Source organism: Acinetobacter sp. HR7 (genome assembly GCF_000773685.1).
Taxonomy (GTDB): domain Bacteria; phylum Pseudomonadota; class Gammaproteobacteria; order Pseudomonadales; family Moraxellaceae; genus Acinetobacter; species Acinetobacter thermotolerans.
The window spans coordinates 44,185-69,923 of the sequence record NZ_JPQO01000167.1; the positions used below are offsets into that span (position 1 = coordinate 44,185).

The window sequence follows — 25,739 nt, forward strand, 5'->3', positions numbered from 1 at the left end:
ACAATCATGGGCGCTATAACCCCTAAAGAAGACTACACAAATATTCCACATTTAACTTTCGACGCAGTGATTGTCGGTGGTGGTGGTTCAGGTATGCGTGCTTCTTACCAACTTGCTCAAGCTGGTTTGAAAGTTGCTGTACTGACTAAAGTATTCCCAACACGTTCTCATACTGTGGCTGCACAGGGTGGTATTGGTGCATCTCTTGGTAACATGCAAGAAGATAACTGGCACTACCACTTCTATGACACTGTTAAAGGTTCTGACTGGTTAGGTGACCAAGACGCAATTGAGTTCATGACTCGTGAAGCGCCACAAGTTGTTTATGAACTTGAACACCTAGGTATGCCATTTGACCGTAACGCAGACGGTACAATCTACCAGCGTCCATTCGGTGGTCACTCTGCAAACTACGGTGAAAAAGCGGTTCCACGTGCATGTGCTGCTGCCGACCGTACAGGTCACGCACTGCTTCACACGCTGTACCAAAGCAACGTGAAAATGGGTACTCAATTCTTCGTCGAATGGATCGCGCTTGACCTGATCCGTAACGAAGCAGGCGATGTCCTTGGTGTGACAGCGATCGACCAAGAAACTGGTAAAATCGCAGTATTCCAAGCGAAAGCAACATTGTTTGCTACTGGTGGTGCTGGTCGTGTGTACCGTGCATCGACTAACGCTTATATCAACACTGGTGACGGTCTTGGTATGGCGGCTCGTGCTGGTATTCCACTGCAAGATATGGAATTCTGGCAATTCCACCCTACAGGTGTTGCGGGCGCAGGCGTACTGTTAACTGAAGGTTGTCGTGGTGAAGGTGCGATCCTTCGTAACAAAGACGGCGAACCGTTTATGGAACGTTATGCACCAACTTTGAAAGACTTGGCTCCTCGTGACTTCGTATCACGTTCAATGGACCAGGAAATCAAAGAAGGTCGTGGTTGTGGTCCTAAAGGCGACTATATCCTGCTGGATATGACTCACCTGGGTGCTGAAACCATCATGAAACGTCTGCCATCTGTATTCGAGATTGGTAAGAAATTCGCGAACGTTGACATCACCAAAGAGCCAATTCCTGTAGTACCTACAATTCACTATCAAATGGGTGGTATTCCGACTAACATCCATGGTCAGGTTGTAGTACCAGAAGGCAATGAAACTGCTCCTCTAGTGACTCATTACGATAAAAACACAGATACTTATACTGTGAATACTGATCGTAACTTCACTAAACCAGTGAAAGGTTTCTACGCAATTGGTGAATGTTCATGTGTATCTGTACACGGTGCAAACCGTCTGGGTACAAACTCTCTGCTTGACCTTGTTGTATTTGGTAAAGCAGCTGGTGAACACATCATCGACTACGTGACTAAACACCACGGTGATGAGTACGCGCCACTTCCTACAACTGTACTTGAGAAAACACTTGAGCGTGTTCGTAAACTTGACGAATCTACTTCAGGTGAAAATGCTCAAGAAGTTGCTGACGCAATCCGTGACATCGTTCAAGACCACGCTGGTGTATTCCGTACAACTGCGCTGCTTGAAGAAGGTGTTAAACAGATTCTTGCGCTGGAATCACGTGTTCGCAACATCCACCTGAAAGACAAATCTAAAGTCTTCAACACGGCACGTATCGAAGCGCTTGAAGTTGAAAACTTATACGAAGTAGCGAAAGCAACTCTGATTTCTGCTGCTGCCCGTAAAGAATGTCGTGGTGCACATACGGTTGTTGATTTCGAATTGCCACCTGATCACCCAGAATACCCATACGGTCGTCGCGATGATGAGTGGATGAAGCACACATTATGGTTCTCTGCTGACAACCATCTTGAGTACAAGCCAGTTCGCTACAAACCTTTATCGGTTGATGCCATTCCACCGAAACCACGTACATTCTAATTAGGAGATGTGAGATGAGTAGAGGTACTCGTACATTTAATATCTACCGCTACGATCCTGATAAGGATGCAGCACCATACATGCAAACTTTCAAGCTTGAGTTGACTGACAAGCACCGTATGTTGCTTGATGCACTTCTAGCATTGAAAGTACAAGATGAAACTTTGACGTTCCGTCGTTCATGTCGTGAAGGTATTTGTGGTTCTGATGGTGTAAACATCAATGGTAAAAACGGTCTTGCATGTCTGCAAAACCTGAATGATTTGCCAGAAACCATTACAATCCGTCCGCTGCCAGGTCTTCCAGTAATCAAAGACCTTGTAGTTGATATGAACCAGTTCTATGATCAGTACAACAAAATTCACCCGTTCTTGATCAACAACCAGCCTGCGCCGCCTAAAGAGCGTCTGCAGTCTCCTGAAGAACGTGAACACCTGAATGGTCTGTACGAATGTATTCTATGTGCATGTTGTTCAACTTCATGCCCATCATTCTGGTGGAACCCGGACAAATTCCTGGGTCCTTCAGCATTGTTGAATGCATACCGTTTCATCATCGATTCACGTGATACAGCGACTCAAGAGCGTCTGGCTCGTCTTGACGACCCATTCTCTCTGTTCCGTTGTAAAGGAATCATGAACTGTGTATCTGTATGTCCTAAAGGCCTGAACCCTACTAAAGCAATTGGTCACATCCGTAATATGCTTCTAGATATGGCTGGCTAATCCAGACTGCATATAACAGTTTGTCAAAAAGCACACCACTTGGTGTGCTTTTTGCTTTATAGGGGCACGTAAAATGACAGGTGAAGTGGAAAGCTGGTGTTTTCAGTATTCTGTCTTATGCAATAGGGCGGGGTGATGCGCTATTTCAGAGCATACTGCTCAACTTTGTGCACTCATTTGATCGGATTCGATTTATTTAGGGGTTTTAGGGGGAAATCTGACCTGAAAATGTTGCGTAATAATGTTATTATATAACGCATTATTTTGAAGGGAGTGGATTGGAAAATTTACTCTCTTTTTGTTTATCAATGGGATGTAGAACTTTAGTCGGTTTCTCATTTAAATCCACTTATGATAGAGTAATTCCAGGGTGGTGTATTTGACTAAAAAATATACGTTTCTTGTCAAAAAAATCAATTGATTAGTCGAGATCGTGTTAGCATTTAGCGTACAAGCATATTTAAAAAAGAGTCTTTCTACGTACATTTTTTAAACATGGGAAGAGGGACACTTGGTATATAAATGTATGGTGGAGTCGCTTTAGAAAAAATTAGGCTTAAATCGTTGTTTTTTCTAAGTCGATTTGCAAAAAATTGCCCGGTCACGATCGGGTATTCAATGAGTGATGATGCCGCTGAGGGGCGTTATTGTTCATTAAACACGTCAAGCCTTGGTCTTGATGTGGTGATAACGCCTCATGGCTTATGCCTTATGGGGGACTAATGTCATATTACCAATTTGACATTACAAATCCTGGGTTTTGCTTAAAAAGCATCCTGAAAATGTTTTTGCAATAGGAAATGGGTCCACAAATGCAAGAAGTTGCTGACGCATTGCGTCTTGACACTGAATTAAGCGCTGATAGTGCAGCGTATATTGAAGAGCTTTATGAGCAATATCTGACCGCTCCAGAATCAGTGGGTGCTGACTGGCAGGAATACTTCGGTAAATTCCCTAAAGGTGATCAACCACACAGCAATGTACGTGAGCAATTCCTTCTTCTAGGTCGCAACTCAAACCGTATTCAGCCTGTTGTACAAAGTGCAGTAAGTTCTGAGCATGAGCGTCGTCAAATCGGCGTATTGCAACTGATTGCAGCATACCGTAACCGCGGTCACCAAAAGGCGAAACTAGATCCACTAGGTCTGGCAAAACGCGAACAGGCGTTTGACCTGGAACTGGATGCTCACGGTCTGACTAAATCTGACCTGGACACAGTATTCAATACTGGCAACCTTGCAATTGGTAAAGAAGAAGCAACCCTTGCTGAAATTCTTGAAGCACTAGAAACCACTTACTGTGGTTCTATCGGTGCTGAATACATGCACATCGTGGACACCAAAGAAAAACGTTGGATCCAACAACGTCTTGAAGGTGCACGTGGCAAATTCAACTTCTCTACAGATCAGAAAAAACACGTCCTAGAACGTTTAACTGCAGCTGAAGGCTTAGAAAAATATTTAGGTAACAAATACGTTGGTGCGAAACGTTTCGGTGTTGAAGGCGGTGAGTCTTTCATTCCGATGGTTGATGCCGTGATTCAACGCGCAGGTTCGGTAGGTTGTAAAGAAGTTGTGATCGGTATGCCACACCGTGGCCGTCTGAACCTGCTTGTGAACATCATGGGTAAAAACCCGGCTGACCTGTTTGGTGAGTTCGAAGGTAAATCTCTGAACAAAAAAGGTTCTGGTGACGTTAAATACCACCAAGGTTTCTCTTCTAACGTGATGACTCCGGGTGGCGAAGTTCACTTGGCATTGGCGTTCAACCCATCTCACCTTGAAATCGTTGGACCTGTAGTTGAAGGTTCTGTACGTGCTCGTCAAGTACGTCGTAAAGATATCGGTGGTGATGACGTATTACCAATCATCGTTCACGGTGACGCAGCATTTGCAGGTCAAGGTGTCAACCAAGAAACCTTCCAAATGTCACAAACTCGTGGTTACACTGTTGGTGGTACAGTTCACATCGTTGTGAACAACCAGGTTGGTTTCACCACTTCTGATCCACGTGACGCACGTTCTACAGAATACTGTACTGACATCGCGAAAATGATCCAAGCACCGATCTTCCACGTGAACGGTGATGATCCAGAAGCTGTATTGTTTGTTGCTCAATTGGCACATGACTTCCGTCATACATTCCGTAAAGACGTTGTCATTGATATGTTCTGTTACCGTCGTCGTGGTCACAACGAAGCGGACGAACCAGCTGCAACTCAGCCATTGATGTACCAAGTGATCACCAAAAAAGCGACTACTCGTACATTGTATGCTGACAAACTTGTACAAGAAGGCGTTCTTGACCGCGCTACTGCGGATGCAATGGTAGAGCAGTACCGTGCTGACCTTGAAGCTGGTAACCACGTTGCGAATGCACTTGTACTTGAACCGAACAAGAAAATGTTCGTGGACTGGACGCCTTACCTGGGTCACGAATACACAGACGTTTGGGATACTACATTCCCAGAAGATCGTCTGAAAGAACTTGGTCGTAAAATGCGTGAGCTTCCAGAAGGCTTCGTGATGCAGCGCCAAGTATCTAAAGTGATTGATGACCGTCTGAAAATGCAGACTGGTGAAATGCCACTGAACTGGGGTGCTGCTGAAACTCTGGCTTATGCAACACTTCTAGACGAAGGTTACCTGGTACGTTTAACTGGTGAAGACGTGGGTCGTGGTACATTCTCACACCGTCACGCTAAATTGCATAACCAGGTAGATGGTTCTGTATATATCCCACTTTGCCATATCAAAGAAAATCAACCACGTGTTGCGATCTATGACTCTTTACTGTCTGAAATGGCAGTACTGGCATTCGAATACGGTTATGCAACTACTCTGCCTAAGAGCCTGATCATCTGGGAAGCTCAGTTCGGTGACTTCGCTAACTGTGCACAGGTTGTAATTGACCAGTTCATCTCATCTGGTGAAACCAAATGGGAACGTGTATGTGGTTTGACTATGCTTCTGCCACACGGCTTCGAAGGTCAAGGCCCAGAGCACTCATCTGCACGTCTGGAACGCTTCCTGCAATTATGTGCTGAAGAAAACATGCAAGTGTTAACACCAACTACACCTGCTCAGATCTTCCATGCATTGCGTCGTCAAGCAATCCGTCCGATCCGTAAACCAATGATTGTAATGTCACCTAAGTCATTGCTGCGTCACAAGTTAGCTGTGTCTAACCTGGATGAGCTGGCAAATGGTACATTCCAAACTGTGATAGACGAAGTTGATAACATCAACAAGTCTGACGTAACTCGTCTGGTACTGTGTGGTGGTAAGGTTTACTACGACCTGCTAGAAAAACGTCGTGAAAAAGAATTGAACAACACTGCAATCGTTCGTATCGAACAATTGTATCCATACCCAGAAGCACGTCTTGCTGAAGTTCTGGCTCAATATCCAAATGTCACTGAACTGGTATGGGCTCAAGAAGAGCCGAAGAACCAAGGTGCTTGGCTGTTCATCGCTCCACGTCTGTACGAAGATGTGATGAAGTCTGGTAAACAGATTCGTATTAGCTACGCTGGCCGTGAAGCTTCTGCAGCTCCAGCGTGTGGTTCACCATATTTGCATGCAAAACAACAAGCTCAGCTCGTTAACGACGCTCTAGCGATCGATGCTGAATAATCCAGGAGATTCTAAGTAATGGCAACCGAAATTAAAGCACCGGTATTTCCAGAGTCAGTTGCGGACGGCACGATCGCAACTTGGCACAAACAACCAGGTGAAGCAGTATCACGTGATGAAGTGATCTGTGATATTGAGACTGATAAAGTTGTTTTAGAAGTTGTTGCTCCTGCTGACGGTACAATTGCATCAATCATCAAAAATGAAGGCGACACAGTGCTTTCTGCTGAAGTGATTGCACAATTCGAAGAAGGTGCTGTTTCTGGTGCTGCGCAAACTCAAGCAGTTCAATCTGAAGAGAAAGTTGAACAAGCTGCTGCGCAAACTCAAGCTGGTAATGCACCGATCGTTGAGCGTAGCCAAGTTCAAGATCAAGCACCTGCAGTACGTAAAGCATTGACTGAATCTGGTATCAATGCTGCTGACGTTGCTGGTACAGGCCGTGGCGGTCGCATCACTAAAGAAGATGTTGCGAACCACCAAGCTAAACCTGCAGCTGCTGCTCCAGTAGCACCTCTAAGTGTTGCTGTTGGTGAGCGTATCGAAAAACGCGTTCCAATGACTCGTCTGCGTAAACGTGTTGCTGAACGTCTGCTTGCTGCGACTCAAGAAACAGCAATGTTGACGACTTTCAACGAAGTAAACATGAAACCAATCATGGAAATGCGTGCGCAATACAAAGACGTTTTCGAAAAACGTCACGGTGCACGTCTAGGCTTCATGTCATTCTTCGTTAAAGCAGCGACTGAGGCACTGAAACGCTACCCAGCAGTGAACGCTTCTATCGATGGCGACGATATCGTTTACCACGGTTACTATGACATCGGCGTGGCAGTATCTTCTGATCGTGGTCTAGTTGTGCCAGTTCTGCGTGATACTGACCGCATGAGCTATGCAGAAGTTGAAAACGGTATCCGTGCATACGCAGGTAAAGCACGTGAAGGCAAACTGGCAATTGAAGATATGACTGGCGGTACTTTCACTATTACCAACGGTGGTACTTTCGGTTCACTGCTTTCAACTCCGATCCTGAACCAGCCACAAACTGCGATCCTGGGTATGCACAAAATCCAAGAACGTCCTATGGCTGTAAATGGTCAGGTTGAAATCCTGCCTATGATGTACCTGGCACTTTCTTATGACCACCGTCTGATCGATGGTAAAGAAGCTGTTGGCTTCCTGGTAACTATCAAAGAATTGTTAGAAGAACCAGCTCGCCTTATCCTTGACCTATAATTTTAGTTCTTAAGAATAATCTGAACGAGTTCAAAGCGATGCTTTGAACTCGTTTTTGGAGATAAAAATGTCTCAATACGATTTAGTTGTAATCGGTGGTGGACCAGGTGGTTATGAAGCTGCGATCCGTGCAGCACAGCTTGGTTACAAAGTTGCGTGTATCGAAAAACGTATTCACAAAGGTAAACCATCTTTAGGTGGTACTTGCTTAAACGTAGGTTGTATCCCTTCTAAAGCACTTCTGGATTCTTCTCACCGTTACGAAGATACTGTTCATCACCTGGATGACCACGGTATTACCACTGGTGAAGTAAGCTTCGATCTTTCTAAACTGCTTGCTCGTAAAGACAAAGTTGTAGACCAACTGACTGGTGGTGTTGCACAGTTACTTAAAGGTAATGGCATCGACTGGTTACAAGGTACTGGTAAACTGCTTGCTGGTAAAAAAGTTGAGTTCGTTCCACACGAAGGTGAAACTCAAGTTCTAGAACCTAAATATGTAATCCTTGCATCTGGTTCTGTACCTGTAAACATTCCAGTGGCTCCTGTAGATCAAGACCTGATCGTTGACTCAACTGGTGCGCTTGAATTCCCAGAAGTTCCTAAACGTCTTGGTGTGATCGGTGCTGGTGTAATCGGTCTGGAACTGGGTTCTGTATGGCGTCGTCTGGGTGCTGAAGTTGTTGTATTTGAAGCAATGGATGCATTCCTGCCAATGGCCGACAAAGCACTGGCTAAGGAATACCAAAAAATCCTGACTAAACAAGGTCTGGATATTCGTATCGGCGCTAAAGTTTCTGGTACTGAAATTAATGGTCGTGAAGTGACTGTTAAATATAACCAGGGCGGCGAAGACAAAGAACAGACTTTTGACAAACTGATCGTTTGTGTAGGCCGTAAAGCATATGCAGAAGGTCTGCTGGCTGAAGATTCAGGCATCAAACTAACTGAACGTGGTCTGGTTGAAGTAAACGACTGGTGTGCAACTTCTGTTGAAGGTGTATACGCAATCGGTGACTTGGTACGCGGTCCAATGCTTGCGCATAAAGCAATGGAAGAAGGCGTAATGGCAGTTGAACGTATTCACGGTCATGCTGCTCAAGTGAACTACGACACCATCATTTCTGTAATCTACACTCACCCAGAAGCGGCTTGGATAGGTTTAACAGAAGAGCAAGCGAAAGAAAAAGGCCACGAAGTAAAAACTGGTCAATTCGGCTTTGCTGTAAACGGTCGTGCGCTGGCTGCTGGTGAAGGTGCTGGTTTCGTGAAGTTTGTTGCTGATGCGAAAACTGACCGTTTGCTAGGTATGCACGTGATCGGACCAAATGCGTCTGACATCGTACACCAAGGCATGATCGCACTTGAATTTGTATCTTCAGTGGAAGATCTGCAGTTGATGACTTTCGGTCACCCAACATTCTCTGAAGTAGTGCATGAAGCTGCTCTGGCAGTGGATGGACGTGCAATTCACGCGATTCAACGTAAGCGTAAATAATTAAAAAGAGAGCGGCGTCAGCCGCTCTTTTTACATTTGATGGTTGTGTTTGTTTGAATAATCATCTAAAAATAAAGATAAGAAATAAGACATCGTTTTAAAAAATTCCAATATCGATGTTGCAGCGCCACAGGATATTGGACGCGGTAATAACAAAGTGAAAAGTAGTAAAAGGTCAATCAATGAATTTACATGAATATCAAGCCAAAACTTTATTAAAAAAATATGGGATGCCAGTGCAAGAAGGTATTCTTGCGACCAATGCCGATGAAGCCGTGCAGGCATTCCAGCAATTAGGTGGAAAATTTGCTGTATTAAAGGCACAGGTACATGCCGGGGGGCGTGGCAAGGCAGGTGGGGTAAAGGTGGTCAAATCTGCCGAAGAAGCTGCTGAATATGCCAATCAGATTATTGGAACCCGTTTAGTTACCTATCAAACCGATGCCAATGGCCAACCAGTGAATAGTATCCTGGTGGCTGAAGATGTTTATCCGGTTGAACGTGAACTCTATCTCGGTGCAGTAGTTGACCGTTCTAGCCGTCGTATTACCTTTATGGCATCTACAGAAGGCGGTGTTGAAATTGAAAAAGTCGCTGAAGAAACGCCAGAAAAAATTATTAAAGTTGAAGTTGATCCGCTAGTTGGTTTATTACCTTTCCAGGCACGTGAAGTGGCATTTGCCCTGAACCTGAAAGATGGTCAAGTGAACCAGTTTGTCAAAGTCATGACGGCTGCTTATAAAGCATTTGTTGAAAATGACTTTGCCTTGTTTGAAATTAACCCGCTGTCTGTACGTGAAAATGGTGACATTCTGTGTGTCGATGCTAAAGTGGGTATTGATTCAAATGCGCTATACCGTTTACCTGAAATTGCAGCATTACGTGATAAATCTCAGGAAAATGAGCGTGAGTTGAAAGCCTCTGAATTTGACCTGAACTATGTGGCCTTAGAAGGGAACATTGGCTGTATGGTGAATGGTGCCGGTCTTGCGATGGCAACTATGGACATCATCAAACTGTATGGTGGTCAGCCAGCCAACTTCCTGGACGTGGGTGGTGGTGCAACCAAAGAACGTGTGATCGAAGCATTCAAAATTATCCTGGCAGATTCTTCTGTACAAGGTGTCCTGATCAATATTTTTGGTGGAATTGTACGATGCGACATGATCGCTGAAGCGATTATTGCAGCGGTTCAGGAAGTTAATGTCACTGTGCCTGTGGTGGTTCGCCTAGAAGGCAACAACGCAGAGCTGGGTGCCAAATTACTGGATGAATCAGGTTTGAAATTGATTTCTGCAAATGGCCTTGCCGATGCTGCAGAAAAAATTGTTGCTGCAGTAAAAGCGTAAGGGAGTATCGAGCATGAGCGTATTAGTTAATAAAGACACTACAGTTTTGGTTCAGGGTTTCACAGGTAAAAACGGTACTTTCCATTCAGAGCAGTCGATTGCCTACGGTACTAAGGTGGTTGGTGGGGTAACTCCAGGCAAGGGTGGTACTACTCATCTTAATTTACCTGTATTCAATACTATGAAAGAAGCAGTGCGTGAGACTGGTGCAACAGCTACTTCGATTTATGTGCCAGCGCCATTCGTACTGGATTCTATTATTGAATCGATCGACTCTGGCATTGAGCTGATCGTGGTGATTACTGAAGGTGTACCAACACTGGATATGTTGAAAGCCAAACGTTATCTGGAAACCAATGGCAATGGTACACGTCTGATTGGTCCAAACTGTCCGGGTATTATTACCCCTGAAGAATGCAAGATCGGGATTATGCCAGGACATATTCATAAAAAAGGTAAGATTGGGATTATTTCGCGTTCTGGCACCCTGACTTATGAAGCGGTTTCACAAACAACTAAATTGGGTCTAGGTCAGTCAACTTGTATCGGTATTGGTGGTGACCCAATTCCAGGTATGAACCAGATTGATTGCCTGAAACTGTTTGAAGAAGATCCTGAAACTGAAGCGATTATTATGATTGGTGAGATTGGCGGTACCGCAGAAGAAGAAGCGGCTGAATATATCCAGTCCAATGTCACTAAACCGGTTGTTGGTTATATTGCAGGTGTGACAGCACCGAAAGGTAAGCGCATGGGTCATGCCGGTGCAATTATTTCGGGTGGTAAGGGTACTGCGGAAGAAAAATTTGCTGCCTTTGAAAAGGCGGGCATCGCATATACCCGTAGTCCGGCAGAGTTGGGTTCAACTATGTATCAGGTATTAAAAGATAATGGCTTAATCTAAACTGTAATAATCAAATATAAAGCCCTCTATATGAGGGCTTTTTTTACAACAAATTAACAATAATTTGGTCATATAGAAAGAAATTGTGAGAAATGTCTCACTTTGTTATAATGATTGTAAAACTACAATACACAATAAGATATACACAAATGCGAAATTACAAAAATCATTATTCATTTGTCTACATGCTGTTAATGGCGGGAATGACTTCCACACCTCTATATGCAGCTATTTCGGATGTTCAACGGCAACAGGTCGTTGAACAAATTAAGGCGGGAAAAGCTCAAACAGGACTTAAATTGCTTGCTGATATGGTGCAAAAAGATCCGAGCAATATGACTTTGCTGGCTGATTATATTTTGTTAAGCAAGCAATACAATCCGCAAGCTTCTCAACAAGATTACAAGCTTAATCACTTAAATTTTTCAACATATCCGGTGTATGGTCAGTTGCCATTAGTGATGCTGTTGAGAGATCAGGGGAAATTTCAGCTGGCTGAGCAGTATGCGGCAGGCTTTCAAAAACACAGTATCAGTGATATTCCATGGAATTTGTATCGTGGAATATTGCTGGCAGAAGGTGGCCAAGCGGAGCAAGCTAAGCAGCGACTCAAACAGGTAGATCAGCAGAAATTAAATGCAGATCAGCTTGCACAATTGGCTTATACTTATCGGTTACTTGGACAACCTGTACAGTCATTAGAAAGTGCAAAGAAAGCGATGGCGATCAGCCGCGCTGAAAATGTGCAAGAACAGTATGTACTGGCACTTGCAGCTAATGCTGATTATGACAGTGCTAATCAATTCTTACAGCTGAATGGAAAAGGAAAAAGCCAGTTAAAGCATGAAGTTCAACTGATAAAGTTCAGTCAAAATATTCGTCATGCAATAGACTTTTATCGCGTACAAACGGAACAGGATCAAGGCAAGATTGCCTATACACAGCTTGATGCTGTACTAGCTGAGATGCGAATGTATGAAAAAGAATTAGCTGACTATCCAGAGCTTCGCCAGAAATTTTATTACAACTATATTTATGCATTAAGCGCACGTCAGCGATCAAAAGAAGCACTGGCACAACTTTCCAAATTAAATCAGCCGGTAGAGCAGATGCCAGCATATGCGCGACATGCACTTGCAGATAGCTATCTGCGTGAGCATAAACCTCAGCAGGCTGAAATACTGTACCGCAGCCTGTTTAAAGAAAAAAATTATGTGGACTATGACGTTTATGCCGGTCTGTATTATAGCTTGATTGAACAGGAGAAATTTAAGGCTGCTGATGCACTGATTGAAGAAATGGATCAGCGTTTACCGGTATATTTTTATAGTAGTGCTAAAGGGGTGGACCGCCAGATTCACTGGGATCGTGATGAGTTTATTACTCTAAAAGGATTGCATTTCGGTTATAAAAATCAGCTAGATAAAGCGGAGCAATATTTCCAGAATCTAGTGGCTAAATCTCCAGGTAATCAGAGTTATCTTAATTCTCTGGCAACCATCCAGCGTTGGCGTGAAAAACCTCTACAGGCACAAGCGACTGTATCTTTACTTAATGGCACGGAGCCAGTAACTCGGGCAACGCGCATCAATAGTATGGAAAATGCTCAAGCCATCACAGATGTAAAGACCTGGCGTGATAGCAATACCGATTTATACACACGAGCAGAAAATGATACTGGTGTGATCCGTAGCCATAAAGAGCTTCGAGATCGCGATCGTTTCACTATTTCCCATAATAGTCTTTATGCTAAAAGTGATGCAGATGAACAAAATGAAGTGAATAATCTGAATGGTGCACGTGAGAAACAAAGCTGGACAAGATTAAATACACCATGGTTCTCAGATTATTTCCGGAGTTTTGTGGAACATCAATATCGTAGCGGGGAGTATGAAGAAGGAGATCGAGATGATCAGCGTATTGGCTTAGGTTTGGAGTGGGCAAATAAACGCAAATATGCCACGGTTGCTGTTTCTCAAGCAACCGAAGGTGATCGCTTTGGTGTTAATTTGACCTGGAATCACTGGTTAGATGACCACTGGAATTATGGTATTGGTTATAACAGTCAAGCAGATATTCCGTTACAAATACAAGATGAGCATGAAGGGCAGTCTTACCGTTTTGATTTGAACTGGCAAAAACATGAATCTACGAAAGCTGGTTTAAGTTATCAATTTACAGATATTGATGATGGCAATGAGCGCCAAGAGCTTGGTACTTATTTCAAGCAACGTATATTTCAGTCCCCCCATCATTTAACCCATATGAACTTATATGGTTTCTGGGCAGAAAATAAAGATATAGAAACTGCATATTTCAATCCTTCTTCCAGCTGGAGTGCAGAAGTAGGCTTAGAACATGATTGGATTACCTGGCGTAGTTATGACCAATCTTTAACACAACGTTTTTCATTCAACTTGGGTGTATTTGATCAGGAAGACTATGATGCCGGACTGATTTATTTAGCGAAATACCAGCACCTTTGGAAAATTACTCGAACTTGGTCATTAAATTATGGAGTGTCTTATGGACAGCATCCTTACGATGGTGAAGATGAAAATAGACTAGAAGCAAGTTTTGGCTTCGAGGGAAGATTCTAATGAATATAATAAAAATTAAACTGACACTTGCCCTATTAGGATGCTTAAGTCTATGTGTGAACTATAGTCATGCTGAAAGTACAGCAATGGATTTGCCCGAAAACCAATTTGTAACTCTTACTTTTCATGATGTAAGGGATGATGTGGCTCGTCGGGGAGATCGTGACCAGTATGCAATTAGTACCGAATATTTGGCACAGTATTTTGCATGGTTAAAACGTGAAGGTTGGAAAACCATTACTTTAAAAGATATCCGCCGTGCTCGTGAGCAGAAAGTTTCATTACCAGAAAAGTCGGTTTTATTGACATTTGATGATGGAGCTTTAAGTGGCTATACCAAAGTTTTTCCTTTGTTAAAGCAATACAAACTGCATGCAGTTTTTGCGATTCCAACCAGCTGGATTGGTACCAATCATAAAGATGCAATAGAAGCATATGGTGCCAATAACTTGATGAATTGGGATCAGATGCGAGAAATGCAGAGCAGTGGACTTGTTGAGTTTGTTTCACACTCACATGATATGCATCGTGGTGTGCTTGCAAATCCACAGAAAAACATGCAGCCTGCCGCGACTGCACGAATATATGATTCAAAAAAAGCCCGTTATGAAACGGATCAAGCTTTTAGACAGAGGGTATTGAATGATCTAAAGCGTTCCAAAAATATTTTGGAACAGGAGCTTTCGACACCAACCCATGCAATCTTTTGGCCATATGGTGCTGTAACTCCAGAGACGGAAGATATCGCCAAGCAGGCTGGGCTCAGTATGTCCTTTAGTTTAGGAACGATGGCACCACTGGCTGATTCAGTCAAAACCTATCAGCGGGCGCTTATTATCAACAATCCTAACCCGGCTGAAATATCCGAAGCTATGGCTGACTTCTTGTACCATACTAAACAGCCATATATGGAACAGAAGAGTTTCATTCAGTTTAACCTGCAAGACCTGAGCCAGCCAACGCTAAAACAGGCAGATGAAAAATTAAGCCAGTTTTTGAATCAATTAGATGCTTTGAAAACCAATCAGTTGATTTTAAAACCAGTGGCTGATTTGGATGGCAATGGAACGATTGATGTAGCCTACTTCCCAAATCGGCAGATCAAAATGCAGCAGGATCTGCTGAACCGTACTGTATGGCAGGCACGTACGCGAACTTACCAGCGTGTATATGCAGAGTTACCGTTGAGTCTAGCCAATCAAGGCTACAATATGGCACAGCTGGTTGAAGACATATTCAAATACAATGGTAACCTGGAAGGGTTGGTAATTGATGCAGGAAATGAGCTGAACTGTGCAATCGAAACCTCACAGTGGACTGCTGAATGTAAAAAGCAAATCCAGAGCGTCATTGATTTAAAGCAGCAATCTGGGCAACGTGCGAAATACTATGCCAATATCAGTAATGTATATCTCGCAGTCTTAAAGATTAAAACGAATAAAAGCATAGGTTTAAAAAAATTATTCGATAATTTGTTAGATGACGCTGACTATATCTATCTGGTCGTAGATGAAAACATGAAAAAGGCTGAGCATGATCAGCTACTTAAAAATATTCAGCTACTCACACCTGTACAAAAACAACGCTTGATGGTGGGCTTTGATCTTGCTGGTCAGCTAAACAAAGACCAATGGACTGCTACCCGAATTGCTGATTTACGTAAACAAGGTATCCAAAAAATCTCACTTGAAAACTATAACTTTAAAAATGCCGGACATGTTCAGCAAAGGCTTTATGCATCTGTCAGTTTAAACAGTAATCCTTTGGCTTATCGTGATCCATTTAAGGCACAAGGAGAACATCAATGATTCAAATTAGTTTAAGTGATGTCGTCTTCGGATTTGCCTTTTTCTATCCGTTATTTATGGCTTGGATGTGGATCGCGGGTGGTCTTTGGTTCTTTTTTAAACGTGAGCTGAGCCAAAAGGAATTGCCCAAACCTAGTAATGCTGGATGCAGTATCTTGATTCCGTGCTTTAATGAGGCAGAGCAGGTTAGACAGACAATCCGTTATGCCATGCAGACCCAATATCCAAAATTTGAAGTGATTGCAATTAATGATGGGAGTTCTGATGAAACTGGAGAAATTCTGCATGAACTTGCCAGCAAATATTTAAATTTAAGAATAGTACATCTTGCGGATAATCAAGGTAAAGCTTATGCATTACGTGCTGGAGCAATGGTGAGCCGTTATGAATATTTAATTTGTATTGACGGCGATGCCTTAATGCATCCACATTGCACCCTGTGGATGATGCATCATTTGACGATGTTCCCGCGTGTCGGGGCAGTGACCGGAAATCCACGTATCCTGAACCGCTCCAGTATTCTAGGTAAGGTACAGGTCGGTGAATTCTCTTCTATTATTGGTTTGATTAAACGAGCACAACGTACCTATGGGAGGATTTTTACTGTATCGGGTGTTTGTGCCGGTTTCAGAAAAACTGCGCTAAACCGTATAGGTTACTGGCGTGATGACATGATTACGGAGGATATTGATGTATCTTGGCGTCTGCAATTTGACCATTGGGATGTGCAGTACGTTCCTCAAGCGTTGACTTATATCTATATGCCAGAAACATTTAAAGGTTTATGGAAACAGCGTCTACGTTGGGCACAAGGCGGGATTGAAGTGCTGTTCGCCTATGTGCCAAAAATATTTAAATGGCGTTTACGCCGTATGTGGCCAATAGCACTAGAGTCCATGATTAGTGTGCTTTGGGCATATACCATGTTTGGTGTATTCGTTTTGTTCTTCTATGGATTGTTTTTTCCTGTGGCACCAGAGTGGTACATCAATACACTCATGCCACAATGGTATGGTGTAATACTCGGTTCTAGCTGTCTAATTCAATTCATCGTAAGTCTATGGATTGATCGTCGTTACGATAAAGGACGAATGTTCAGAAGTTATTTTTGGGTAATTTGGTATCCATTATTTTTCTGGATTTTGACCATGTTAACGACAGTAATTGCTTTGCCGAAAACCATTTTTAAAACCCAAACCCGAGCACGGTGGACAAGTCCTGACAGAGGCTACCGTGGTGAGACAGAGGTGGAATAAAATGCCGAACAATAACAATAATACTGCGCAGAAGCAGATTAAAATTGCAGAATATATAGAAGTCCCTGCAGCAATCGAAATACCAAAGCTTGAGCTTTCTCAGATAGAAGGTGCCGAATTAGATATTCCAGAATATATTGATGTTCCTGAATATGTGAAAGACCGGACTGGTGGATATACCTTAATGACATTAGGCTGGATGGCCTGGGCGTGGTTGTTTATGCCACTGGTTTCACTTGCTTTATGGTGGTTTCAGTCAAATCTGGTTATAGGTCAAGTATTAAGTGAACATACTTCTTATCAAGGACTGACTTTAATAAAGTTGACTATATTGATTGTGGTTGCTTTTTTATGTCTATTGATATGGGCCAGTTATAACTGGATTCGTTTTAATGGTGTTGATCGTAGATCTGCACCTAAACCAGTAGAACTACAGCAAATTGCATCGAGTTTTGCACTTGATAAACATGCCCTACTGGAAATGGTACAGGCGAAGAATTTAACTTTGCACTATAACAGGGAAGGAAAACTTGAGCAGTACGATATTCAAGGTCAAATTATGAAAGTTTCTTCGGCTTAAAAATCAATTCGGAGGGGTGTGGCTGGTAAGGGTCTTCTGGATAATAGCCAATATGCTGCACCCCATTTTCTCTCAATAATTGAATAGTTTCTAAAAGTTCTTCATTCGACAGCTTACGTTGTGTGTTCCAATCAATAGTCTGAATCTCAAAAATAGTCCGTTTCAATGTTGGATCATATTGGCGGGCTTTCTCAATCAAGTCGAAATAAAACTGTTTCGGGTCCGTGGCTTTTTCCATATATGGCATTGCCATTACGGCGTTGTAATCATAGTGTTGTAGAGTACTTACTGTGGATTGTGCAAACCACTTTTCGCTTTCAGGATTTAGCAGGACAGGGGCATAAGAATTGCGAGCAAACCTGAGATTAGGATGTATTTCTTTTAATTTAAGACTTAATTGTAGGGCAAGGCCATCAAGATAGGTAGTTTTTGCCTTGGCAAATTTTAATTGATCGGAATGCTCTGGATTACGAAGTAATTTCTCAGCATTTCTAAATCCCCAGCGTTTGTAGACTTGTATGGCAGAAGCCGAACTGTCTTCAAAGTCATTCAAGGTTATATCGTCGTGGTACAAAATACCATCAACAGTAACTGTGTCCGTGAGAGCTTTATATATCTCATAAATATAAATGAAATTTTTGGGGTCAAAAGGTGAGAGGCGGATATAGCCTTTAGTACTTTGATTCGCATGTTCTACATAATTTGCTTGATAATGTTGTGGTAGTTCCCAAGCCCACATCGGTAGCCACGCATATATTGTTTTAACAGTGGTTTGACTACGAATCTGATCAGTGATGTTTTTAAACAAATCTGCTTTTACAGGTAGATGAGGATTAGGAAAATAAACCTCATGTGCTGAACCATTCGCATCTGGATCAGCGAAAGCTTGCAGGAAAATTGTATTTGGTTGTACTTCTTGGATTCTTTTAATTAAATGAGTGATATTCTGCGTTAGTTGTTTTGGATCTGGATCGTAAATATAGTCTATATCCAGATGCATGATCGACATTTCAATTTGTTGATCTAACTTATTTTGTTCTGCTGTTGGCGAGTTTGAAGAGAAAGGATTATTTAAGTCATTTGCTGAACTAGAGGCTGGGCTGAGTAAGCTCAAACAAGAAATTAAACTGCAACTTATTTTGAATAGTTTTTCTCTAGAAGAAAATTTAATTTTCATAATGCTATTCCATTAATTATCGTTATTATAGGGAAATGAATAATACCTTATCGACATAATGCTTATTTTTATTATTCAAAATAGCATATTTATTTTCAGGAATATGTTTAATTATTGAAAAAGGCTTCCGAACCGGAAGCCTTTTGTTCCATATCTTGGAAAATAAAAAGTTCAGGCTTTTGATTTTAGGCTCTGCGTCATCCCGTTAATATCTCCACCTTGAATCCCCAATTCACTCATCAAGCTATCAATAAGGGGTGCCTGGCTGCGATAACGTAGGGCGCTATTCACCACCTGATCGGAGAGGGCAATATTGCCACCTTCATGGTGAGCCTCAGCTCCAGCAGATGACCCATGCAGACCATTGACTTGTAAAATCTTGATGTCATCAATGTTTTCCATTGGCTTGACACTTTCACGGATAATTTCTGGCAAATATTTCAACATTGCTAAACGAATCTGCATTTCCACCTGTTCAGAAGACAAGACATTATTCGCTTCATTCACTGCACGGGTACCTTCTGCATCTACCTTATATTGTTTCTCCATCGCTTCAGCGAGTAAAACTTTGGCTTCGGCTTCACCTTTCGCTTTCAGGCGAACTTTTTCAGCTTCGGCTTCAGCGGCAATACGCACGGCTTCTGCTTCATCCGCAGCGGCCTGTTTTCCAGCTTCCGCAGCAACGGTAATCGCAATCGCTTCTTTTTCTGCCTGTTCTTTTGCAGCCACCAGTTCAACCGCCTTTTGACGTTCTGCCTGCTGGATCTGACGGACTGTTACGACTTCTTCTTCCGCTTTTACTGCCTGTGCACGTGCAAGGTCAGCTTGGGCTTTGGCTTCAGATTCAGCGCGAGATTTTTCTGCAATGGCAATGGCGCGATCCTGTTCAGCCAGCTCAATGGTTTTCTTTTGCTCAACTTGTGCTTTTTGTACTAGTTGGGCTTTTTGGATATTTTCATTTTCAACATCGCGTGCTGCGGCAATGCGTTTTAATTCAATTTCACGTTCTGCTGCAATACGCGCTTCTTCCGCTTCCCGTTTTTTCGCAGCTTCCTGTGCTGCAATTTCAGCAAGCTGTTCAGCACGGCGAATGGCAATTTCACGTTCCTGTTGCAGCTTGGCATATTCTTCTTCACGGATGATCTGTAAACGTGCCTGTTCTGCTTCAAGGTTTTTGGCACGAATCGCCAGATCAGTATCCTGTTCAATATGGTTACGTTTACGGCGACGGTCTTCGATGGTTTCAGTCAGCTTGGTTAAACCTTCGGCATCAAAGGCATTTTGTGGATTGAAATATTTAAAGCCAGTTTGATCTAGGCCAGTTAAAGAAACGGTTTCAAGTTCCAGGCCATTTTTATGCAAGTCTTCTGAAACTACTTGTTGAACTTTCTGGACGAAGTCGACCCGTTTTTCATGTAGTTCTTCCATCGCCATTTCGGCTGCAACGGCACGTAAAGAATCGACGAATTTACCTTCCACCAGATTTTTTAGCTCATTTGGAGACATGGTCTTTTGACCGAGGGTTTGTGCTGCTGTGGCAATGGAATCTGCAGTCGGTTTTACCCGGACATAGAACTCTGCCATCACATCGACACGCATACGGTCTCGGGTAATCAGCGCCTGATCATCTGCGCGGCGGACTTCGAGACGCAGGGTATTCATATTCACTGGAATGATTTCGTGCAGCACCGGTAAAACGATGGCGCCACCGCCAAGAATCACCTTTTCACCGCCCCAACCGGTACGAACAAAAGAAATTTCCTTGCTGGAACGGTGATAAAGACGTGCAATGATTAACCCAAAAGTAATCAGAACAACAAAAATTACCCCTGCAATAATTAAAATATTAAATAAATCAAAATCTAGCATTGTTATTGAGACCCTATTGTTATGTGTGTAAAACGGTTGAGAATTAATTTTTTTTAATTGCTAAATCAGAGTCTGGTTGCCTGAAAGCCGACACGTGTTTTTTCTACCAGTACAACATTCTGACCTTGTGGCAAAACTTCATCCGCCGCAGGTTCAACCAGGACATAATGGGTTTGACCGAACTGGTCCTGAACCTTGGCTTGGGCCGGGGAGTTGATGCGGGCATCGCCTAGAATAATGGTACCGGTACGGCCAATGAGTTCTTCAATATGAATCGCGGTGGTTTCATCTTTAGGCATGATTTTCTCAGCCATTTTGGCATTGAAACGTACGATTGGCATGCATAGGAACAGACAGGCAGGGGAAATTAGCCAGCCACTAAGTAAATAGCCAGTTATCCGTTCAAAGAGGCCCTGCAGGATCAGGCCGCTTAAACCATAGGTACTGAGGAAGATAATCAGCCAGATAAAGATTGGCAATTTGCCTAAATAAAGCCAGTCAAAAACTTTAGTAAACAGGCTTGGATCTTGCGCGGGATGCAGGTCAGAGAGAGAAGCATCTTCGGGCAGGAGCTGATCAAAAACACTTTGCGAACCGCCACCCAAGAACAGCAGGATACATTCCAGGGCTGCAAACATCAGCATCAAGCTTAAACTGATGCTAAATACAATGTTGGATGGTTCGGTAAAAAGCTCCCACATTCCTCAGGATCTCTATAATTATGGTTTTCATTTTTAGTAAGAATAATTCTTGCTTATAAAAAAGATAACATTGATTAAACATTTTGCAATCAAAATCCACACAAAAGTTCCGGGTATGTGACTTGATCGATAAATAATAAATAGGATATTGAGCGAACACTTAAAGGAAATTTTGGATAATATTTAAAAGATGTCATAAATTTTTAATGTTTATAGGGTTATTAAATAAATTAGGAAACTCAAAAGTTTAGTGCAGCAGCTTTTTCGAGCTACTGCTTATTAAAGAGGTGATATATAAAGAAGTTTATATTCTTAATGACTTTTAAAAAATGAAAAACTTACGGAAAAAGCAAATATAGTTTCTGATAAATGGTGGGAAAGCAAGGCTAATTAAGGCATAGGTTTCTTACTTTTCTGTCTTGTTATTAAGCAGTCGAAACAGATGAATCAATAAAAAGAGAACAGCGCAATATTCGACTAAAGTAGAACAGTACACTATATAAATTAGCCTAAGTAGTATTTAAAGTAATGAAGTCTGAATGCGTACTTTCATATCGAGTGCCTGTTGCAGAATATAGGTTTTCATCCACTGGATTTGTTCACCCATAGGATTGGTTTTTACAGCAGTTTGCAGGAAAGCCAGCTCAGGTTTATTAAAAAGTTGTTCTTCTAGAGCTTTTTCCAGCGCCTGGCTATTTGCTGCTAAAGGCAGAGCCACTAGATAAAAAGCTTTTGGATAATTATAGAAAGCATATAAAAGGTTAAAGGCTTTTTGGTCACCGCGCAGGTTGCCTGCACCGATTTCATAACTCGGATTCTGATTACTGTGGGTAATGCCCAGAACGTACTCGGCTTGACCCTCTTTAATACGGACCCCAAACTGTAGCCCGATCTGATCGGCTGTCAGTTCATGCTGTACATAAACATTTAATGGATTGCCATCATCGGCAAAAGGTTCCTGCAAAATCAGCATGTGTTGTTCATGCTGATAGATATAGCCAGCCAATGGTGCTTGTTCGAGTCGGTTTTTTAATGTTTCGAGATCGTATTGATTAAATGGCATATCTGGAATCATCATCATAAGAGCTACGATCTACTCTAGGTGGTTTTGTTACTATTGAAAACTGCCACTTTATATGATTTTTCTATCAACTTATTATTAAAAAATAGTGGGTCTTTGAGGCAGAATGCGCGAAAATAGTAAGATCAAATACATTATAAATCATAAGATTGAATAAAACTTATAAGATATATCAGAGATTTTTTATATGATCTTTTAATATATGGATAGCACAAAACAAGAAAACGTTATGAATACTTAATCACTATAATGAATATAAATTTTATAAAGTGTAATAAGTACACGTGTAATACGCAGGTTGTCCATGTCATTAAATGAGGAAAGACTTACTCATCTTAAACAGCTAGAAGCTGAGAGTATTCACATCATTCGCGAAGTTGCAGCTGAGTTTGAAAACCCAGTCATGCTTTACTCAATCGGTAAAGATTCAGCAGTAATGCTGCATTTAGCACTGAAAGCGTTCTATCCTGCCAAGCTTCCATTCCCACTACTCCACGTAGATACGGGCTGGAAGTTTAAAGACATGATCAAGTTCCGCGACAACATGGCCAAAGAGCATGGCTTTGATCTGATCGTGCATCAGAACAAAGAAGGTCGTGATGCGGGCGTAAACCCATTCGACTATGGCAGCTCTAAATATACTGACATTATGAAAACCCAAGGTCTGAAACAGGCACTGGATAAATATCAGTTTGATGCCGCTTTCGGTGGTGCACGTCGTGACGAAGAAAAATCACGTGCCAAAGAACGTGTTTATTCATTCCGTGATTCTAAACACCGTTGGGATCCTAAAAACCAGCGTCCAGAACTTTGGAACCTTTACAACGGTAAAGTCAACAAAGGCGAAAGTATCCGTGTATTCCCTCTGTCTAACTGGACTGAGCTGGACATCTGGCAATATATCTACCTAGAAAATATCAAACTTGTTCCATTGTACCTAGCTGCTGAACGTCCAGTAGTTGAGCGTAATGGTACGCTGATCATGGTTGATGATGAGCGTATGCGCCTGAATCCAGGCGAAGTGCCACAAATGAAATCGGTTCGTTTCCGTACTTTAGGTTGTTACCCATTGACTGGTGCAGTTGAATCTACTGCAACAACTTTACCGGAAATTATCCAGGAAATGCTTTTAGCGACCACATCTGAACGTCAAGGCCGTATGATCGACCATGACGAAGCAGGTTCGATGGAAAAGAAAAAGCAGGAAGGTTACTTCTAAGAATCTTAAGAAATCTCCCTTGCGCAGCAGTGCTGCTCACCCTCTTTGAGAAAGAGGGGGAACTCCTGAAAGAAAACGGAGAAAAGTCCTCCTTTAGCAAAGGAGGATTTAGGTGGATTTGAAGATTAGAAACGATTTCTAAACGTATTTGTGGAGCTATGAGCGATGTCTCACCAATCAGAACTTATTAGCCAAGACATTTTGGCTTATTTGAAACAGCACGAAAATAAAGACTTATTGCGTTTCCTGACTTGCGGTAACGTGGATGATGGTAAATCAACCCTGATCGGCCGTCTACTTTACGATTCAAAACTGATTTATGAAGATCAGCTGCAAGCCGTTACCCGTGATTCTAAAAAAGTCGGTACCACTGGCGATGCACCTGACCTGGCGCTTCTTGTCGATGGTCTGCAAGCTGAACGTGAGCAGGGTATTACCATTGACGTGGCTTACCGTTATTTCTCTACTGAAAAACGTAAGTTCATCATTGCCGATACTCCGGGACACGAACAATACACCCGTAACATGGCTACTGGTGCGTCGACTGCGGATCTTGCGATTATCCTGATCGATGCGCGTTATGGTGTTCAGACTCAAACACGTCGTCACTCATTTATTGCGAGCCTGTTAGGTATTCGTAATATCGTGGTTGCAGTGAACAAAATGGACTTGGTTGAATTCTCTGAAGCACGCTTCAATGAAATTCAGGCTGAATACAACAAGTTCGTGGATCAGTTAGGCGATCGTAAACCTGCCAACATCATCTTTACGCCGATCTCTGCGTTAAATGGTGATAACGTTGTCAACAAATCTCCAAATACACCTTGGTACCAAGGTGAAACTTTAATGGAGACTTTGGAAAACGTTGAAATTGCGCACGATACCAGCAAACACGAATTCCGTTTCCCAGTTCAATACGTTAACCGTCCGAACCTCGACTTCCGTGGTTTCTGCGGTACCATCGCACTGGGTGAAGTGAAAGTTGGTGATGAAATTGTTGCACTGCCATCTGGCAAAAAATCAACAGTGAAAGAAATCGTCACTTTTGACGGTAACTTAGATCACGCTGTTGCAGGTCAGGCGATCACATTAACACTGAACGATGAAATTGATATTTCACGCGGTAACGTGTTGGTGAAAGTGGGCGAACAACCGCTGATTTCACGTTCTGCTCGCGCATCTGTGGTATGGATGAATGACCAACCGCTGGTGGTGGGTAAACTTTATAACGTGAAGTTTGGTACTCAAACTATTCCGGCGAAAGTTGCGAAAATCAACTACCGTACCAATGTGAATACATTGGAAAAAATGCAGGTTGAGCAGCTTGATCTGAATGCGATTGCTGACGTGACCATTGAATTTGATGCGCCAGTGGTATTCGACCGTTATCAAGACAGCCGTTACACAGGTTCATTCATCTTCATTGACCGTCTAAGCAACGTGACTGTTGGTGCGGGTATGGTTGAAGCTGCGGTAGAATGGACTGCACACAACGAGCCTGTAACTGCTGAAGCACGTGCTGCACGTTTAGGTCAAAAACCTGCTGCAGTAACTGTAACTGCAAAAGCTCTGGAAAATGCACAAGCACTTGAAAGCCTGTTGATCCAACAAGGTGTGGTTGCAATTGCAAAAGCTGGTCTGACTGCTGAACAGGTTGCGCTTGTACGTGAAACTGGTGTGGTGGTGATTACTGACCTTGCAGAAGGTACAGATGTGACTTACACAGCCCATGCAATTGAAGAACTTGCTGAGAAAATTGTGGAATTGGTTCGTCTATAAGACTGGACTTATTCTAAAAAACCCGCTGTATGGCGGGTTTTTTTATTGCCTGAATTTTGATTGCTGGAAAATTATTCGATCAATGAAAATGTGATCTTTCAATTTATTTTCTGCTTTATACAATGCTCCGCAGATGGGGGGATGTATGAAAAAATTATTGTTACTGGTTGGGCTATGTGTAGCTTTTGGAGCTGAAGCCAAGCAGAGCAGTCAAAGCGTAGAAGCAATTAAACAGAAAATTATTAAAGAGTCGATCGAGAGTTATCCAGGCAATTGTCCATGCCCTTATAATATGGCACGTAATGGTAGCCGTTGCGGTAAACGAAGTGCTTATAATCGTGCTGGAGGTTATGCGCCACTTTGCTATCCGGAAGATGTAAGTGATCGGATGATAAGAGAATATAAGAGATAAGAGTAAAC

The 25,739-nt window shown here is 42.5% G+C and carries 17 protein-coding genes and 1 pseudogene; 14 read left to right on the forward strand and 4 right to left on the reverse strand.

The window, feature by feature from the left end; genetic code table 11:
* Positions 1–6: 6 nt before the first annotated feature.
* From sdhA to pgaD, 11 genes and pseudogenes are all read left to right on the forward strand, one after another.
* Positions 7–1,902: a succinate dehydrogenase flavoprotein subunit gene (gene sdhA, locus GW12_RS08560; protein ID WP_034586298.1), complete on the forward strand. Its 1,896-nt coding sequence runs from the start codon at positions 7–9 to the stop codon at positions 1,900–1,902.
* A 14-nt stretch (positions 1,903–1,916) separates the two neighbouring features.
* A complete protein-coding gene (locus GW12_RS08565; RefSeq protein ID WP_034586301.1) occupies positions 1,917–2,627 on the forward strand; it encodes a succinate dehydrogenase iron-sulfur subunit in 711 nt (236 codons plus the stop codon).
* Between the two features lie 812 nt (positions 2,628–3,439).
* Positions 3,440–6,262 carry a 2-oxoglutarate dehydrogenase E1 component gene (locus GW12_RS08570; protein WP_034586445.1) on the forward strand — a complete coding sequence of 941 codons (2,823 nt, stop codon included), beginning with the start codon at positions 3,440–3,442 and terminating at the stop codon, positions 6,260–6,262.
* A gap of 18 nt (positions 6,263–6,280) precedes the next feature.
* Positions 6,281–7,498, forward strand: a complete 1,218-nt coding sequence (odhB, locus tag GW12_RS08575) for a 2-oxoglutarate dehydrogenase complex dihydrolipoyllysine-residue succinyltransferase (RefSeq protein ID WP_034586303.1) — start codon at positions 6,281–6,283, stop codon at positions 7,496–7,498.
* Between the two features lie 67 nt (positions 7,499–7,565).
* Positions 7,566–8,996 carry a dihydrolipoyl dehydrogenase gene (gene lpdA, locus GW12_RS08580; RefSeq protein WP_034586306.1) on the forward strand — a complete coding sequence of 477 codons (1,431 nt, stop codon included), beginning with the start codon at positions 7,566–7,568 and terminating at the stop codon, positions 8,994–8,996.
* 179 nt (positions 8,997–9,175) lie between these two features.
* Positions 9,176–10,345: pseudogene (gene sucC / locus GW12_RS08585) on the forward strand (ADP-forming succinate--CoA ligase subunit beta); the annotation flags it as partial.
* A gap of 13 nt (positions 10,346–10,358) precedes the next feature.
* Positions 10,359–11,249, forward strand: coding sequence for a succinate--CoA ligase subunit alpha (gene sucD / locus GW12_RS08590; RefSeq protein ID WP_034586310.1), 891 nt, complete (start codon positions 10,359–10,361; stop codon positions 11,247–11,249).
* A gap of 92 nt (positions 11,250–11,341) precedes the next feature.
* Positions 11,342–13,849, forward strand: a complete 2,508-nt coding sequence (locus GW12_RS08595; protein ID WP_227504155.1) for a poly-beta-1,6 N-acetyl-D-glucosamine export porin PgaA — start codon at positions 11,342–11,344, stop codon at positions 13,847–13,849.
* On the forward strand, positions 13,849–15,657 hold the full coding sequence (gene pgaB / locus GW12_RS08600; protein ID WP_034586315.1) for a poly-beta-1,6-N-acetyl-D-glucosamine N-deacetylase PgaB: 1,809 nt from the start codon (positions 13,849–13,851) through the stop codon (positions 15,655–15,657). Before GW12_RS08595 ends, pgaB (GW12_RS08600) begins: the two co-directional genes overlap by 1 nt.
* Complete coding sequence (gene pgaC / locus GW12_RS08605; protein WP_034586317.1) at positions 15,654–16,913, forward strand: poly-beta-1,6-N-acetyl-D-glucosamine synthase; 1,260 nt, start codon at positions 15,654–15,656, stop codon at positions 16,911–16,913. The genes pgaB (GW12_RS08600) and pgaC overlap by 4 nt, the downstream gene beginning before the upstream one ends.
* Before the next feature lies 1 nt (position 16,914).
* On the forward strand, positions 16,915–17,493 hold the full coding sequence (gene pgaD, locus GW12_RS08610; RefSeq protein WP_052127901.1) for a poly-beta-1,6-N-acetyl-D-glucosamine biosynthesis protein PgaD: 579 nt from the start codon (positions 16,915–16,917) through the stop codon (positions 17,491–17,493).
* Here the strand turns inward: pgaD and pgaB (GW12_RS08615) are convergent.
* The 4 genes from pgaB (GW12_RS08615) to GW12_RS08630 form a co-directional block, all read right to left on the reverse strand.
* Positions 17,471–18,670: a poly-beta-1,6-N-acetyl-D-glucosamine N-deacetylase PgaB gene (gene pgaB, locus GW12_RS08615; RefSeq protein WP_034586320.1), complete on the reverse strand. Its 1,200-nt coding sequence runs from the start codon at positions 18,668–18,670 to the stop codon at positions 17,471–17,473. The two genes, pgaD and pgaB (GW12_RS08615), sit on opposite strands and share 23 nt — an antisense overlap.
* Before the next feature lie 171 nt (positions 18,671–18,841).
* The gene (locus tag GW12_RS08620; RefSeq protein ID WP_034586322.1) at positions 18,842–20,539 is read right to left on the reverse strand and encodes a flotillin family protein; all 1,698 of its coding nucleotides are present in this window, start codon (positions 20,537–20,539) and stop codon (positions 18,842–18,844) included.
* A 65-nt stretch (positions 20,540–20,604) separates the two neighbouring features.
* Positions 20,605–21,240 carry a YqiJ family protein gene (locus GW12_RS08625; RefSeq protein ID WP_034586323.1) on the reverse strand — a complete coding sequence of 212 codons (636 nt, stop codon included), beginning with the start codon at positions 21,238–21,240 and terminating at the stop codon, positions 20,605–20,607.
* A 520-nt stretch (positions 21,241–21,760) separates the two neighbouring features.
* Positions 21,761–22,303 carry a hypothetical protein gene (locus GW12_RS08630; protein ID WP_034586451.1) on the reverse strand — a complete coding sequence of 181 codons (543 nt, stop codon included), beginning with the start codon at positions 22,301–22,303 and terminating at the stop codon, positions 21,761–21,763.
* 322 nt (positions 22,304–22,625) lie between these two features.
* Between GW12_RS08630 and cysD the strand changes: the two genes are divergently transcribed.
* From cysD to GW12_RS08645, 3 genes are all read left to right on the forward strand, one after another.
* Complete coding sequence (gene cysD / locus GW12_RS08635) at positions 22,626–23,540, forward strand: sulfate adenylyltransferase subunit CysD (protein ID WP_034170514.1); 915 nt, start codon at positions 22,626–22,628, stop codon at positions 23,538–23,540.
* 165 nt (positions 23,541–23,705) lie between these two features.
* Positions 23,706–25,319 carry a sulfate adenylyltransferase subunit CysN gene (cysN, locus tag GW12_RS08640; protein WP_034586326.1) on the forward strand — a complete coding sequence of 538 codons (1,614 nt, stop codon included), beginning with the start codon at positions 23,706–23,708 and terminating at the stop codon, positions 25,317–25,319.
* 145 nt (positions 25,320–25,464) lie between these two features.
* Positions 25,465–25,731, forward strand: a complete 267-nt coding sequence (locus tag GW12_RS08645; protein ID WP_034586328.1) for a hypothetical protein — start codon at positions 25,465–25,467, stop codon at positions 25,729–25,731.
* The last annotated feature ends 8 nt before the right edge of the window (positions 25,732–25,739 follow it).